This window comes from Sphingomonas sp. (genome assembly GCF_026460985.1).
GTDB lineage: Bacteria > Pseudomonadota > Alphaproteobacteria > Sphingomonadales > Sphingomonadaceae > Sphingomonas.
Map to the genome: position 1 here is coordinate 1 of NZ_JAPKNM010000113.1, position 14,199 is coordinate 14,199.

The window sequence follows — 14,199 nt, forward strand, 5'->3', positions numbered from 1 at the left end:
TCCGTCCGAGGAGGCGCTCGAGGAAGCACTGCAGGGCTCGGCGGCCGGGTTGCCCGAGCAGCTGGAGCAGCTCGACGAACTGCTTTCCAGCATAGGTGCGTAGCGCGGGTCGGGAGCGGTGAAGGTCTGGCTGTAAGGCACCGAAGCGGTTGCCCCGGGCAGCGCACCCGCCGGCGGCGACAGCACGATCGTCGGCGCGGTGACGGTGATGGTATAGGCTCGCGTTCCGGTAGCACCCAGCGAATCCGTCGCCCTGACGGTGAAGTTGAACGTACCCGTCGCGACCGGCGTTCCCGAAAGGACGCCGCCGCTCGAGAAAGCGACGCCGACCGGGAGCGAGCCCGATAGCAGGGAAAAGCTGTAGGGCGCGGTGCCGAGCGTGGCGGTGATCGACGTGCTGTAGGGCGTGCCGGCCTGCACCGTCGCGGGAATCGCGGACAAGGCTATCGTCGGCGGCGCGACGGTGATCGATACCGTGGCCTGTGCCGACGTGCCCGTCGCATTGGTCGCATTGTATTGAAAGCTGTCGGTGCCGCTGTAACCCGGCGTAGGCGTATAGGTGATCGAGGTTCCGGCCGCGATGGCCGTACCGTGGCTGGGCGCCGTGGTGACCGCGACGCTGGCGGGCGGGCCACCGGTGACGTTGAGCGTGATCGGATTGGCACTGGAATTCGCCGCCACTGTCGCGGAGACGTTGTTCGCGATCGGCGCCGCGAGCGGGTTGATCGTCAGACTGTAGGCGCGAGACCCGGTCTCGGGCAGGCCCGGGGCCGAATCCGTTGCGGTGACGGTGAAGTTGAACGTGCCGTCGGCGGTGGGCGTGCCCGAGATCGTGCCGCCGGCGGAAAGCGCCAAGCCCGGCGGCAGCGCGCCCGCCGTCACGGCATAGCTATAGGGTGCGGTCCCGCCGCTGGCCGTCAATGCCGTGCCGTACGCTGAGCCGACATCTCCCGCGGGGAGGACGACCGGAGCGATCGTGACCTGGGCCTGTACGCTTGCCGGCGCCAGCAGCGTGATGAGCGCAAACAGCGCCGCCAGGAACGTCAGCACCGAACGCGCCGTGAAGCCGGGATAGGATCGAGTCACCGCCGCCCCCTCTTTCACCCCACAATTTGCCCGGAATACCGGACGAAATTGCTGGAACGGGATCTACGTCAGCCGGCTTTCCCTGCCGGTTGTCTCGCATACGCCGGTAACAGGCCAGACGAGCCGCAGCGAATGCCAAGACATGCCCGGCCCCTGCGCTTCACATTGGCAGACGCTTGACTGTCCTTCCGAAACGACTTTGTAAAGTGCGCACAGGTGAAGATTTACGTATGGATCCGATTAACTCTCGGCATCGCCAAGTAGCGATGCTGCACGAGGAAAGACCCGGTTCCGGCGTTGCTACTCGATCGAGCGTGATCGCCTCGCGGGCCGGTGATGGCGATGCTGCCGGTCGCCACGGGGCTCAGCGTCCTGCTGCGGGTCCGCCGTCCCGATCCGCCTGCCAAACCGGTGGTCGCCGGCAACGACGGGGTAGGCGGGGCAACGCAACTGCAATAACGCCGGTCCGGCGAAGCCGAAGCGGCGGCCGGCGTCATCCGATTGTCGCGATCGCCGCCTATCGGCCGCGCCTTTGCCGCCGATCGGAGAATGCGATGCGCCGCCTGATGCTTCGAGGCCTGGCAATATGACCTGACCGCCGAATGGTATTTCGCGCCGGCCAGCGCGCTGATCGGCGGCGTGTTCTACAAGGACATCACGACCTTCGTATACCAGCAGACCCGCCCCTTCGTGCTCGACGGGCAGACCTATGCGCTGACCGCGCCCGAAAATGGCGGCGACGCCTATGTCTACGGCTTCGAGCTCGCCTATCAGCATAGCTTCCGCTCGCTGCCTGCGCCGTTCGACGGCCTGGGCCTGCTCGCCAGCTACACGCATACCGAGAGCCAAGGCACCTATGCCAACAGCGCGGGCACCTTCCGCGACGCCTTGGTGGACGTGGCCAAGGACAATTACAGCGCAACCCTGTTCTACGAAAAGGGGCCGGCGGCGGTGCGTCTATCCTATGCCTGGCGCGGCGATGTGCTGCGCGACGTGGGCGGGGCCGGACTGGCGGCGAACAACGATTCGCCGTTCGGCTCGCTCGATTTCGACATCTCCTACGACATCCGGCCGAACCTGACGCTTTCGTTCCAGGGCATCAACCTCACCAACGACGTGCAGTGGAACTATGTCCGCGACGATCGCTTCGCCGGCTATACCGATTATGGCCGCACCTTCTGGCTGGGCGTGAGAGCGAAGTTCTGAGCGCGTTGCGACGCGCCCGCCTCGAGTCCATCACGATCCGAGGCGGGCGGTCCATCTCATGAGGCAGCTCTCTTGGCCTGGTCCCATGCGAGCTTCGCGAGCACCGGAAAATCCGCCGCGAGACGACCGGCTTCGCTGGAGGCGGCCGTTCCGCGCGCGATCCGTCCCTTGATGCCGTGGCAGATGGCGGCGAAGCGGAAGAAGTTGAAGGCGAGGTAGAAGTCGAGATCGGCGATGCCGCTGCGGCCGGTGCGCCGGCAATAAGCGGCGACATAGTCGTGCTCGCCGGGAATGCCGAGCGCGGCGAGATCCGCACAGGCCAGGCCGGGAATGGTCAGCGGCGGCATCCGGTACATCATCAGGTGATAGGCGAAATCGGCGAGCGGATGGCCGAGAGTCGAAAGCTCCCAGTCGAGCACACTGCGTATGTTCGCCGCATCGTGCGTAAAGACGATGTTGTCGATCCGGAAGTCGCCATGGACCAAACTGGTCTCGTCGTTCGCGGGAAGATGCGCGGGAAGCCATTCGATCAGCCAGTCCATGTACGGATCGCGGCCCGCCGCCGCGTCCTCGCGATACTGGCGCGACCAGCGCGCGATCTGGCGCGCGAGATAATTACTGGTACGGCCATAGTCGCCCAGGCCGATCGCGACGGGATCGATCCGGTGGAGCCGGGCAATGGCGGCGTTCATCGCGTCATAGACAGCGGCGCGGGTCTCGGGCGCTTCGCCGGGAAGCGCGGCATCCCAGAAGATCCGGCCCTCGACCATCGCCATCACGTAGAAGGGCGTGCCGATGACCGAATCGTCGGGGCATAGCGCGTAGACATGCGGCACCGGGAAGCCGGTCGTCTCGACCGCGGCGATCGCGCGCGCCTCGCGCTCGATCGCGTGGGCGCCGGGCAGCAGGTCTCCGGGCGGCTTGCGGCGGAGCACGTACTGCCGCGCCGGCGTGGAGAGCCGGTAGGTCGGGTTGGACTGGCCGCCCTTGAACTGCTCGACGGTCAGCGGCCCCGCGAACCCTTCGACATGCGCCGCCATCCAGTCGGTCAGCCGGGCCTCATCGAACCGGTGCGCCTCCCGCACCGCACCGACGCCGGCAAAGGAAGGCGCGCTCATCGTGCCGCGGTCCAGTCGCGCTTTATCTTCTTGGCCAGGCTCCATTTGTGGACCTCGGTAGGGCCGTCATAGATGCGGAAGGCGCGGACCTCGCGGAACACCTGCTCGACGATCGTGTCGCCGCTGACGCCGGTGCCGCCCATCACCTGGACGCACCGGTCGGCGATGCGCATCAGCGCCTCGGACACCGCCACCTTGGTCATCGAGCTTTCCGACGTGCCCGGCGCGCCCGAATCGAGCACGCCCGCGCACCAGTCGATCATCAGCTCCGCCTGTTTCAGATCGATCAAATTCTCGGCGAGCATGAAGCCGACGCCTTCGTGATCGATCAACGGCTTTCCGAAGGCGTGGCGGCGATTGGCATAGTCGGTCGCGATCTCGTTCGCGCGGGTGCAGGCGCCGAGCCAGCGCATGCAATGCGTGAGCCGCGCGGGGGCAAGTCGGACCTGCGCGAGCTTGAAGCCTTCGGCCGGCTCGCCCAGCATCTGGTCGGCCGGCACGCGCAGGCCGTCGATGGCGACGATCGCGTGGCCGCCGGGCATCGAGCTGTCGATCGTGTCGATCACGCGTTCGATGCGGATCGCGGGATCGGGAAGGTCGACGAGGAACAGACATGCGCCCTCGTCCGCCTTCGCCATCACGATCCCGATGGCGGCGCCATCCGCTCCCGTGATGAACGCCTTGCGGCCGTCGATCCGCCAGTGATCGCCGTCGCGCACGGCGGTGGTGCGCAGCATCGACGGGTCCGCGCCCGCGCCGCCTTCCGCTGCGGGCTCGGTCATGAAGAAGGCCGATCGCGCCTCGCCCGCGATCAGCGGCGCCAGGAAGCGCGCCTTCTGCGCGGCGGTCGCGCGCGCGCCGAGCAGGAACATGTTGCCCTCATCCGGCGCGGCGACGTTCACCGCGACCGGCCCGAGCGGCGACAGCCCCGCCGCGCGCAGCACGATCGCGACGTCGCGGTGGGGGAGGTGGGTACCGTCGGGAAGGATGTGCGGCGTCAGCACGCCTGCCGCGCGGGCCTTCGCGCGCAGTTCGCGCACGAGATTCCCGGAAGGGCCATGGGCACCGCATCGGGCATCGCGTTCGTAGGAGGCTACCACGTCGCGCACGAACGCTTCGACCCGGCCGGCGATCTCGGTCGCGATCATCGCGGCGCCATCCGGATCGCGCCGTCGAGCCGGATCGTCTCGCCGTTCAGCATCGGGTTCGTCACGATCGCCTCGACGAGCGCGGCATATTCCTCGGGCTGCCCCAGACGGCTGGGATGCGGCACCTGGGTGCCCAGCGAATCCTGTGCCGCCTGCGGAAGCCCCATCAGCATCGGCGTGAGGAAGATGCCGGGCGCGATCGTCATCACGCGGATGCGGTGCTGCGCGAGATCGCGCGCGACCGGGAGCGTCATGCCGACGACGCCGCCTTTCGACGCGGCATAGGCCGCCTGGCCGATCTGGCCGTCATAAGCGGCGACCGAGGCGGTGTTGACGATGACGCCGCGCTCCTCGCCGATCGGGTCCGCGCCGGCCAGCCGCGCCGCGAAGCGCGCGATGACGGCGAAGCTGCCGATGAGGTTGATCTCGATCGCGCGGCGGAACGCGTCGAGCGGGTGGGGGACATTCTCCTTGCCGACGGTCTTGATCGCGGGCGCGATGCCCGCGCAATTGACCAGGATCCGGGCGACGCCATGCGCCGCCTCGGCCTCCGCCAGGGCTGCCGCGATCGCATCGTCTTCGGTCACGTCGACGGCGGCCGCGCGGCCGCCGATGGCGGCGGCATGCGCCGTGCCCGCCGCCGCGTCGCGGTCGAAGATCGTCACCCGGGCGCCGCGCGCCGCGAGCATTGCCGCGGTCGCGCCGCCGAGGCCGGAGGCTCCGCCGGTGACGATCGCCGCCACATCACTGACCTGCATGGATCCGCTCCCTTCTATTGCGCGGTCGACCCGCCATCGACCACGAGTTCGGCCCCGGTCATGTAGCGGGAGGCGTCGCTCGCGAGGAAAAGCACCGCATCGGCGATCTCCTCGGGCTTCCCGACGCGGCCGATCGGCGTATCCGCCAGCAGGCGCGCCGCGATCGCCGGATCGGCGTGCGCGCCGGCGGTGAGCGGCGTCTCGATATGGCCGGGATGGATCGAGTTCGCGCGCACGCCGTTGCCGAGCGCCGCGCATTCGAGCGCGGTCGCCTTGGTGAACATCCGCACCGCGCCCTTGGCGGCGCAATAGCTGCCCGCATTGGCGGAAGCCGCGATGCCGCGGATCGACGACATGTTGACGATCGCGCCGTTGCCCGACCGGGCGAGGAGCGGCAGCAGATGTCTGGTCGCGAGGAACACGCTGTCCAGATTGACCGCCATAATCGTGCGCCAATGCTCGAGAGTAGTATCCGCGATCGATCGGAACACGCCGAAGCCGGCGTTGTTGACGAGGATGTCGAGCTTGCCCTCGCTGCTTTCGATCCCGGCGGCCAGCGCTATCCAGGCGGATTCGTCGGTGACGTCCATCGCGACGCTGCGATGGTCGCCGTCGCCGAGCGCCGCCATCGCTTCCGCCAGTCCTTCGGCGTTGCGATCGACGAGGAGGACGCGGGCGCCCGCGGCGGCGAAAAGGTGCGCGGTTGCGAGGCCGATGCCCGATGCGGCGCCGGTGATCACTGCGCTTCTGCCAGCCAGATCCGCCATCCCAACCCTTTCTTCGATCAAACGAATCCGCCGATTGACGTGCTCGTCATTGGATCGTTAGCATAACCGTCCGACCGGTTGGTCTATCAAAAAGGAGAGGGCGCGCGATGAACGCGGGCGAGCAAATGGCGACACTCGATGCGGTGGGCCGGCTTCGCGCGCGGGCGCCCAAGACGCTGGCCGGCTACCGCCGCTTCCGTGCGGTGATCGAGCAGGACGGCGCGCTTCCCGCGCGGCTGAAGCATCTGTTCGTCGCCGCGGCCGCCTGTGTGAAGAACTATGCCGAGATGGCCGAGCGCGAACTGCGTGCCGCCGAAGCGGCCGGGCTCGATGCCGAACATGCCGGCGCGGCGATCGCGATCCTGGCGAGCGCGCGCGGCGAGGGTGCCGCGCTGCGTTTCGAGGCGATCTTCGCGTGCGTCTATCCCGCGGGGCGCATCGACGCGGAGGAGCAGGCGCTCACCGTCGCGCCTGGCGAGGCGGAGGCCAATTTTCTAGCCTATTTTAAGACCATGCCCCCGTCGCTCGGCAAGCTTCTCGAGCTGGTGCCGACGGGAGGCGATGCCTATTACCTGATGCGGGAGGGCACGCTTTCGGGCACCGCGCTCGAGCCGCGCCACGCCGAGCTGCTGCTCGTGACGGTGCTGGCGGCGGATTACAGCAACTGGGCCTCTGTCCACATGGACGGCGCACGGCGTGCGGGCGCGAACGAGGCCGAGATCGCCGAAGCGGTGCTGTGCGCCGTACCCGTCGCCGGCCTGTCCGCCTGGGTGGTGGGCGCGACCGCGATGGACGCCGGCCAGGACCGCGCATGAGCAACCGCTTGAGTTCGCTGCCTGTCCAATGCAGAGCAACGCATCGAGAGAAGGAATGATCGATGGCCGCCAAGACCGCGAAGAAACGCCTGACCACGGAGGCGCATGACGGCAAGCGTATCGAGATCATCCAGCATTGCGCGACGCTTTTCGACAAGGTCGGCTTTCACAATACCTCGATGCAGATGCTTGCCGAAGAGGTGGGGCTGAGCAAGCCGACACTGTACCATTATTTCCCGAGCAAACTATCGATACTCTACGCCATTCACGACACGCATATCGGTGCCTTGCTCGACGGCCTGAAGCGCGAGGCCGGCGCCGATCCGGTCGCTTCGTTGCGATCGGCCTGCGTCGACATCCTCGGCCAGATCGCCACGCATCCCGGCTATGTCCGTGCATTCATGGACAATTACGGCGATCTTGAGGGCGAGATGCGCGAGGCCATCCGGGCGCGCCGGCGCGACTATTTCGACAGCGTCAAGGCGATCATCGTCGAGGGGATCGAAAGCGGCCGCTTCCGCGCCGTCGATCCGGTGATCACCACCTACGGCTTCTTCGGCATGTGCAACTGGGCCTATAAATGGTACCCGCCGATGGCCGCGACGCGCTCGCCCGAAGAAGTGGCGGATGCGCTATGCCTGCCCTTCTTCGACGGGCTCAAGGCCGGCTGAACGCGATGCTTGTCAGCGATGCCTCGCTCTCGGCGGTACGGGTGGATTCCCCGGCGGGTATCCGCGCCGCCGCCGAGGCGCTGCGCGATACGGTGCGGGAACTCGCCGGGCTGAGGGTCGCGGTGACGCACAACATCGCCGCTGCCGAACCGATGAAGGACGCCGAGGGCGCGATCCTCGCCAGCGAGGTGTTCGGCTTCACGGGCGAGGATTCGCGCTGGTGGCGGTTTCCGCAGCTGGCGCTGACCTCGCCCCTGCCGATGGCATGCAGGTTCGAGAGCGAGCCCTTCTGGTGTAATGCCGAGGGCATCCGCACGCACACGCCGAATGCGCTGCTCGCCGAGCTCAACCTCGCCAATTTCCGCGAGCGCGCCCTCACGAGCGCGGCGATCGTCGCGCCGATCCATCTGCCGTTCGGGCAGATCGCGGCGGCGAGCTTCCTGTCGCCGGATCCCGCGGTCGACGATCTGTCCCGGCCCTATGAGGAGGCCGGCGAGACGCTGGCGCTGCTCGCGCGCGTGTTCGTGGCCAGCTATGTCAAGGTTACCGAGCGGCGTCCTGCGCGGATCGCGCACGTGACCCTGTCGAAACGCGAGGTCGAGTGCCTGCGCTGGGCGGCCGCGGGCAAGACCAACGACGAGATCGCGATGATCGTCGGCCTGAAGCGCACGACGATCCGCTTCCATATCCGCGCCGCCGCGCAGAAGCTCGACGCGGTCAATCGCGACCAGGCATTGTTCAAGGCGGCGCAGCTCGGGTTCCTCAGCACCCTGCGCTGACAGGCTAACCCATTGGACAGAGGCGTGCCCGTCGCCGCGCAACTAGGCTGCGCGGCAGGAGATGGGACATGCCTGACCTTCCGCCGCCGATCGACGATCGCCTGCTGCACCTCGATTCCGACGGGTCGGTGACGTTGCTCGCCGCGCGGGATCGCGGCGACGGGCGGCTGGTGTTTCCCGCGCCCGGCGATGCCGATCCCGAACGCTTCGAGGCCGTGGAACTGCCGCACACGGGGCGATTATGGTCGTGGACCGTCCAGCGCTTCCGCCCCAAGTCGCCGCCCTATGCGGGGCCCGAGGCGTTCGAGCCCTATGCGGTCGGCTATGTCGCGCTGGGCGAGGCGATCATCGTCGAGGGGCGGCTGACCGGCGCGCCGCTCGACGGTTTCGCCATCGACATGGCGATGCAGCTCGTCGCCGAACCCTTCACGCTGGCGAGCGGCGAGCGGCGCACGACCTTCGCATTTGCGCCCGCCACGGGAACGCAGCGATGAGCCACGTCTACATCGTCGGCGCCGGCATCCATCCCTTCGGCAGGACGCCGGCGCGTACCGGCCTGCAACAGGGCGTGTTCGCGGTGCGCCGTGCGCTGGAGCGCGCTGGGCTCGCATGGTCCGATATCCAGTTCGCTTATGGCGGATCCGATGCCGCGGGCAAGGCCGACACCATGGTTTCCGAACTGGGGCTGACCGGGCTCCAGTTCATCAACGTCGCCAATGGCTGCGCGACCGGCGGCTCGGCGATGTTCGGCGTCTGGTCGACGATCAAGTCGGGCGAGTTCGACCTCGGCATCGCGATCGGCTTCGACAAGCATCCGCGCGGGGCGTTCGATCCGAAGCCTGCCGAATGGGGCCTGCCCGAATGGTATGGCGAGACCGGCCTGATGCTGACCACCCAGTTCTTCGCGATGAAGATCCAGCGCTACATGACGATGCACGGCATCACCACTGGCACGCTGGCGGCGGTCGCCGAGAAGGCGTTCGCGAACGGCGTGCTCGCCGATCATGCCTGGCGGCGCGAGGCGGTCGACGCGGAGACGATCCTGGCGTCGGCGATGGTCAGCGATCCGCTGACCAAATTCATGTTCTGCTCGCCAGGCGAAGGCGCGGTCGCGCTGATCTTCGCCAGCGAGGCCAGAGCACGCGCGCTCGGGCTGCCCGCGGTGCGGCTGCGCGCGGCGGCGGTGCGCAGCCGGCCGCCCGGATCGTTCGAGGTCTTCGCGCCCGCGCTCGACATGGAACGGGGCGTCTCGCCCACGACGGTCGCCTCGCGCGCGGCCTATGAGATGGCCGGGGTGGGGCCGAGCGACATCCAGGTCGCGCAGCTCCAGGATACCGAAAGCGGCGCGGAGATCATGCATATGGCCGAGAACGGCTTCTGCGCCGACGGCGAGCAGGAGGCGTGGATCGCCGAAGGCCGGACACGGATCGGCGGGCAATTGCCGGTCAACACCGACGGCGGATGCCTCGCCTGCGGCGAACCGATTGGCGCTTCGGGGTTGCGGCAGGTGTACGAGAATTACGTGCAATTGACCGGGCAGGCAGGCGCGCGGCAAGTGCCGGGCGATCCGCGTATGGGGTACAGCCATGTCTATGGCGCGCCCGGGGTGTCGGCGGTCGCGATCGTGGAGCGCGCGTGATGGACCTGGCGCTCTCCCCCGGGCAGATCGCGTTCCGCGACGCGGTCCGCGCTTTCCTCGACGCCGAGCTGACTCCGGCGATGTGGCGCGGCGCGGCGCTCACTTCGGGCGTGTTCGCCGAGCCCGACGTCTATCGCCCCTGGCAGGCCGCGCTCGAGGCGCGGGGATGGCTCACCTATTTCTGGCCCGAACATGCCGGCGGCCCGGGCTGGGGCGCCGTGGAACGCTGGATCTTCGAGAGCGAATGCGCGCGCGCGGGCGCGCCGCTGATCCCCGGCATGGGGCTGAAGCTCGTCGGGCCGGTGCTCTACACCTATGGCACCGAGACGCAGAAAGCGCGGTTCCTTCCGGCGCTGCGCTCCGGCGCGCACATCTGGGCGCAGGGCTTCTCCGAGCCCGGCGCCGGTTCCGACCTCGCCAGCCTGCGCACGCGCGCCGTGTGTGACGGCGACGATTATGTCGTGACCGGCCAGAAGATCTGGACCACGCAGGCGCAGTTCGCGAACTGGCTGTTCGCGCTGGTCCGTACCGATCCGGACGTGAAACCGCAGGCAGGCATCTCGTTCCTGCTGATCGACATGGCGTCTCCCGGAGTTACCGTCCGGCCCATATTGAGCGCGTCGGGCGACCATGAGCTCAACGAAGTGTTCCTCGAAGACGTACGTGTGCCGGTCGCCAACCGGATCGGTGCGGAGGGCGAGGGATGGAGCATCGCCAAGTTCCTTCTCGAGAACGAGCGCGGGGGCACGGGCTACACCCCGCAGCTGCTGGCCGATCTCGACCGGCTCGTCGCCGCGGCGGGGCCGCTGGATGCCCTGCTCGCCGACCGTGCGGTACGGCTCCGGCTCGAGGCCGAGGCGCTCGAGATGACCGAGCTGCGCACGTTGCACGAGATCGAGGCCGGCCGCGCGCCGAGCCCGCGCAGCCTGGCGGTCAAGCTGATCGCATCGGAGATCCGCCAGGGGATCGAGGCACTCGCGGTCGACGCTTTCGGGCTGTCCGGACTCCAGCTTCCCGCCGAGCGCCCGTTCCATGCTGACGATGCGCCCGCGCTGGCCGGGCCGCCCGAGGCCGGCCTCGCCAGCGCGCGCTATCTCAACGCGCGCGCCTGGTCGATCTTCGGCGGAACCAGCGAGATCCAGCTCAACCTCATTGCCCGCGCGGCCCCTGCTGCGCCGTGACCACACCCTGCAACAAGGACCTTGCTTGTGCCTGAAGCCTATATCGTCTCCGCCCGCCGCACCGCCGGCGGCCGCCGTAATGGACGGCTCGCCGGAATCCATCCCGCCGATCTCGGCGCCGCGGTGCTCGACGCGATCGTGGCGGAAACCGGCGTCGATCCGGCCGCGATCGACGACGTCATCATCGGTTGCGTCAGCCAGGTCGGCGAGCAGACCTTTGCGCTCGGCCGCAACGTCGTGCTCGCCTCCTCGCTGCCCGACAGCGTGCCTGCGGTGACGATCGATCGCCAGTGCGGCTCGTCGCAGCAGGCACTGCATTTCGCGGCGCAGGCGGTGATGTCGGGCACGCAGGACCTGGTGATCGCAGGCGGGGTCGAGAGCATGTCGCGCGTCCCCATGGGTTCGCCGGTGATGCTGGCGGCGCAGGCGGGCATGGGCGAGGGGCCGTTCGCGAAAAGCATCCAGCGGCGCTATGGCGTCGAGGCGTTCAGCCAGTTCACCGGCGCGCAGATGGTCGCCGACAAATACGGGTTCGACCGCGACACGCTCGATCGCTTCGCGCTGGAGAGCCATCGCAAGGCGTTCGCCGCGACCGAGGCGCGCGCCTTCGCCGACGAGATCGTCGCGATCGACGTGACCGCCCCCGACGGTGGGTATCTCGTCCATGATCGCGACGAGGGCGTCCGCGCCGATGCGACGCTCGAGGGGATCGGATCGGTCAAGCTGCTGAGCGAGGGCGGCACGCTGAGCGCCGCGACCGCCAGCCAGATCTGCGACGGCGCGAGCGGCGTGCTCGTCGCCTCCGAGGCGGCGGTGCGCACGCATGGGCTGACCCCGCTAGCGCGGATCCACAACCTCACGGTCACCGCCGGCGATCCCGTGATCATGCTGGAGGAACCGATCCCCGCGACGCGCCGCGCGCTCGGCCGCGCCGGGCTGTCGCTGTCCGACATCGACCTGTTCGAAGTGAACGAGGCCTTCGCCTCGATCCCGCTCGCCTGGCTGAAGGCGCTGGGCGCGGATCCGGCGCGGCTCAACGTCCATGGCGGCGCGATCGCGCTCGGCCACCCGCTCGGCGCCACGGGGACCAAGCTGATGGCGACTTTGGTGCACGCATTGCGGGCGCGCGGCGGCCGCTACGGCCTCCAGACGATGTGCGAGGGCGGCGGCATCGCCAACGTCACGATCGTCGAGCGGCTCTGACAATGCGGCTGGAACCCAGTGAGGAGCAGATTCTGCTGCGCGATACCGTGTCGCGGTTTCTTGCCGACCGGGTCGATGCCGCGTTGATCGGGGCGGGGCCGATGCCCGCGCCGGACTGGCGCGGCATCGCCGATCTGGGGCTGCTCGCGTTCCTCCTGGAAGGCGCCGCCGACGACGCGACGATCGTGGCTGAGGCCCTGGGTCGTGCGCTGGCGATCACGCCGTTGGGCGAAGGCGTGATCGGCGCCGGCGATCTCGTCGCGCGGCACGGCGATGCCGCGGCGATCGAGCGGTTCGTCGCGCCGCTTTTGGCCGGGGACTCGATACTTGCCTTGGCCAGGGGGGCGGCGCGGGCGAGCCCGGGCGGCGTGTCGGGGCGCCTCGACTTCGTACGCTGGGCGCCGGAAGCGGCGGCGATCGTTGTGCTGGCGGAGGATGTGGCGCACGTCGTTGCGACCGATGCCGACGGCGTCGCCATGACGCCCCACCGGCTCGCCGACGGGACTCCGGCCGCTACCGTCACGCTTTCGGATGCCCCGGCGACGGTGATTCCACTGCCGCCCGGTGCCGCCGCCACTGCCTTTGCTATGGTCGATCTCGCGCACGCCGCAGAGCTGATCGGCGCGATGGCGCTGCTCTGTGCGCTGACCGCGGACTATGTCGCCACACGCCGCCAGTTCGGCGTGGAGATCGGCAGCTTCCAGGTGGTGCAGCACAAGCGCGCGCGGATGTTCGTCGCGCTCGAGCAGGCGCGGTCGCTGGCGATCAAGGCGGCGGCGATCGGGCGCGACGATCCCGGCTTCGTCCGCGCCGCATGGTCCGCCAAGGCCTATGCCGCCGAGGCGGCGCAGCGGCTGGCCGAGGAGGCGGTGCAGCTGCACGGCGGGATCGGCGTCACCGACGAGCTGGCGGTCGGGCGCGGATTGCGGCGCGTGATGGTGCTCGCGCGGCTGTTCGGCGGCGCGGGCGAGGCGCGGGTGAAGCTCGCCGCATGACGGTCAACCGCCGGTGGACGCTGGCGCGGCGGCCGGCGGGTCAGGTTTCCGCCGAGGATTTCGCGCTGGTCGAGAAGCTGTTCGCGGCGCCGGAACTGCGTGAGGGCGAGATATTGGTGCGCAACCGGATGTTCGCGATTGCGCCGACGATCCGCAACTGGCTTGGGGCGGCGATCGCGGTCGGCGACACGATCGCCGGGATGGCCGGCTGCGAGGTGGTCGCCTCGCGGCATGCGCAATGGCCGGTCGGCGTGCGGATGATCGCGATGGCGCGCTGGGAGGACTGGAGCGTGATCGCGCCCGATGCCGCGCCGGTACCTGCGTTCCGCCTCCCCGCCGACATGGACTTCGCGGAGGCGCTCGGGCCGCTCTCGCTCAATAGCCTGACCGCCTATTTCGGAATGCGCGACGTGGGCAAGGTCGCGGCGGGCGAGGTCGTACTGGTGTCGGGCGCGGCGGGATCGGTGGGGTCGGTCGCGTGCCAGATCGCGCGCATCGCGGGCGCCCGCGTCGTCGCTATCGCCGGCGGACCGGCCAAATGCGCCTGGCTGCGTGATGTGTGCGGTGTCGATGCCGCGATCGACTATCGCACCGAGGACGTCCCGTCGCGTCTCGCGCAGCTGTGTCCCGGCGGGATCGATCTTTTCTTCGACAATGTCGGCGGAGCGATTTTCGACGCTGCGATCGATCGGATGGCGGCGCACGGACGGATCGCGCTGTGCGGACAGATCTCCGCCTATGACGGGGAGGGCGCCGCGCGGGGCCCGCGCGACATGATGAAGCTCGTCTATGGCCGCATTCGCATGGAAGGTTTCGTGGTCGGGGATTTCGTC

16 protein-coding genes are annotated in these 14,199 nt (G+C 68.8%); 11 read left to right on the top strand and 5 right to left on the bottom strand.

The features are described 5' to 3' along the window. Positions 1 to 1,086, bottom strand: a 1,086-nt coding sequence (locus MT490_RS18475; RefSeq protein ID WP_297390982.1) for a putative Ig domain-containing protein, incomplete at its 3' end; no start/stop codon positions are given. Between the two features lie 333 nt (positions 1,087 to 1,419). Between MT490_RS18475 and MT490_RS18480 the strand changes: the two genes are divergently transcribed. Together MT490_RS18480 and MT490_RS18485 are read left to right on the top strand one after the other, a co-directional pair. Continuing rightward, positions 1,420 to 1,545, top strand: a complete 126-nt coding sequence (locus MT490_RS18480; RefSeq protein WP_297390984.1) for a hypothetical protein — start codon at positions 1,420 to 1,422, stop codon at positions 1,543 to 1,545. Between the two features lie 180 nt (positions 1,546 to 1,725). Next, complete coding sequence (locus MT490_RS18485; protein WP_363321766.1) at positions 1,726 to 2,292, top strand: hypothetical protein; 567 nt, start codon at positions 1,726 to 1,728, stop codon at positions 2,290 to 2,292. Positions 2,293 to 2,348: 56 nt separating this feature from the next. Here the strand turns inward: MT490_RS18485 and MT490_RS18490 are convergent, their stop codons facing one another. From MT490_RS18490 to MT490_RS18505, 4 genes are read right to left on the bottom strand one after another with little or no spacing between them, the layout of a single operon-like run. Continuing rightward, positions 2,349 to 3,410 (bottom strand): phosphotransferase, encoded by a 1,062-nt coding sequence (locus MT490_RS18490; RefSeq protein ID WP_297390986.1) that lies wholly within the window; start codon positions 3,408 to 3,410, stop codon positions 2,349 to 2,351. Beyond that, positions 3,407 to 4,558, bottom strand: coding sequence for an acyl-CoA dehydrogenase (locus MT490_RS18495; protein ID WP_297390988.1), 1,152 nt, complete (start codon positions 4,556 to 4,558; stop codon positions 3,407 to 3,409). Before MT490_RS18495 ends, MT490_RS18490 begins: the two co-directional genes overlap by 4 nt. Continuing rightward, a complete protein-coding gene (locus MT490_RS18500) occupies positions 4,555 to 5,316 on the bottom strand; it encodes an SDR family NAD(P)-dependent oxidoreductase (protein ID WP_297390989.1) in 762 nt (253 codons plus the stop codon). The genes MT490_RS18495 and MT490_RS18500 overlap by 4 nt, the downstream gene beginning before the upstream one ends. 14 nt (positions 5,317 to 5,330) lie before the next feature. After that, positions 5,331 to 6,083 carry a glucose 1-dehydrogenase gene (locus MT490_RS18505; RefSeq protein WP_297390991.1) on the bottom strand — a complete coding sequence of 251 codons (753 nt, stop codon included), beginning with the start codon at positions 6,081 to 6,083 and terminating at the stop codon, positions 5,331 to 5,333. Positions 6,084 to 6,190: 107 nt separating this feature from the next. On the opposite strand from MT490_RS18505, the gene MT490_RS18510 reads away from it, so the two are divergent. From MT490_RS18510 to MT490_RS18550, 9 genes are all read left to right on the top strand, one after another. Continuing rightward, positions 6,191 to 6,898, top strand: a complete 708-nt coding sequence (locus MT490_RS18510) for a carboxymuconolactone decarboxylase family protein (RefSeq protein ID WP_297390994.1) — start codon at positions 6,191 to 6,193, stop codon at positions 6,896 to 6,898. A gap of 62 nt (positions 6,899 to 6,960) precedes the next feature. After that, the gene (locus tag MT490_RS18515) at positions 6,961 to 7,569 is read left to right on the top strand and encodes a TetR/AcrR family transcriptional regulator (protein WP_297390996.1); all 609 of its coding nucleotides are present in this window, start codon (positions 6,961 to 6,963) and stop codon (positions 7,567 to 7,569) included. Between the two features lie 5 nt (positions 7,570 to 7,574). After that, positions 7,575 to 8,348, top strand: a complete 774-nt coding sequence (locus MT490_RS18520; protein ID WP_297390998.1) for a LuxR C-terminal-related transcriptional regulator — start codon at positions 7,575 to 7,577, stop codon at positions 8,346 to 8,348. Between the two features lie 68 nt (positions 8,349 to 8,416). Then, complete coding sequence (locus MT490_RS18525) at positions 8,417 to 8,842, top strand: OB-fold domain-containing protein (protein ID WP_297391000.1); 426 nt, start codon at positions 8,417 to 8,419, stop codon at positions 8,840 to 8,842. Further along, entirely contained in the window at positions 8,839 to 9,987 is a 1,149-nt protein-coding gene (locus MT490_RS18530) for a thiolase family protein (protein WP_297391001.1), read from the top strand. The genes MT490_RS18525 and MT490_RS18530 overlap by 4 nt, the downstream gene beginning before the upstream one ends. Beyond that, positions 9,987 to 11,168 (top strand): acyl-CoA dehydrogenase family protein, encoded by a 1,182-nt coding sequence (locus MT490_RS18535; protein ID WP_297391004.1) that lies wholly within the window; start codon positions 9,987 to 9,989, stop codon positions 11,166 to 11,168. Before MT490_RS18530 ends, MT490_RS18535 begins: the two co-directional genes overlap by 1 nt. Positions 11,169 to 11,195: 27 nt before the next feature. After that, positions 11,196 to 12,371, top strand: coding sequence for an acetyl-CoA C-acetyltransferase (locus MT490_RS18540; protein WP_297391005.1), 1,176 nt, complete (start codon positions 11,196 to 11,198; stop codon positions 12,369 to 12,371). 2 nt (positions 12,372 to 12,373) lie between these two features. Continuing rightward, positions 12,374 to 13,366, top strand: coding sequence for an acyl-CoA dehydrogenase family protein (locus MT490_RS18545; RefSeq protein ID WP_297391007.1), 993 nt, complete (start codon positions 12,374 to 12,376; stop codon positions 13,364 to 13,366). Continuing rightward, positions 13,363 to 14,199: NADP-dependent oxidoreductase (locus MT490_RS18550; protein WP_297391009.1), on the top strand; the 837-nt coding region annotated here is incomplete at its 3' end. The genes MT490_RS18545 and MT490_RS18550, both read left to right, overlap by 4 nt.

Coding starts and splice junctions, on each gene's coding strand:
- MT490_RS18510 (WP_297390994.1), top strand. CDS start 6,191: ATGAACGCGGGCGAGCAAATGGCGACACTCGATGCGGTGGGCCGGCTT.
- MT490_RS18500 (WP_297390989.1), bottom strand. CDS start 5,316: ATGCAGGTCAGTGATGTGGCGGCGATCGTCACCGGCGGAGCCTCCGGC.
- MT490_RS18515 (WP_297390996.1), top strand. CDS start 6,961: ATGGCCGCCAAGACCGCGAAGAAACGCCTGACCACGGAGGCGCATGAC.
- MT490_RS18545 (WP_297391007.1), top strand. CDS start 12,374: ATGCGGCTGGAACCCAGTGAGGAGCAGATTCTGCTGCGCGATACCGTG.
- MT490_RS18530 (WP_297391001.1), top strand. CDS start 8,839: ATGAGCCACGTCTACATCGTCGGCGCCGGCATCCATCCCTTCGGCAGG.
- MT490_RS18525 (WP_297391000.1), top strand. CDS start 8,417: ATGCCTGACCTTCCGCCGCCGATCGACGATCGCCTGCTGCACCTCGAT.
- MT490_RS18505 (WP_297390991.1), bottom strand. CDS start 6,083: ATGGCGGATCTGGCTGGCAGAAGCGCAGTGATCACCGGCGCCGCATCG.
- MT490_RS18495 (WP_297390988.1), bottom strand. CDS start 4,558: ATGATCGCGACCGAGATCGCCGGCCGGGTCGAAGCGTTCGTGCGCGAC.
- MT490_RS18535 (WP_297391004.1), top strand. CDS start 9,987: ATGGACCTGGCGCTCTCCCCCGGGCAGATCGCGTTCCGCGACGCGGTC.
- MT490_RS18490 (WP_297390986.1), bottom strand. CDS start 3,410: ATGAGCGCGCCTTCCTTTGCCGGCGTCGGTGCGGTGCGGGAGGCGCAC.
- MT490_RS18520 (WP_297390998.1), top strand. CDS start 7,575: ATGCTTGTCAGCGATGCCTCGCTCTCGGCGGTACGGGTGGATTCCCCG.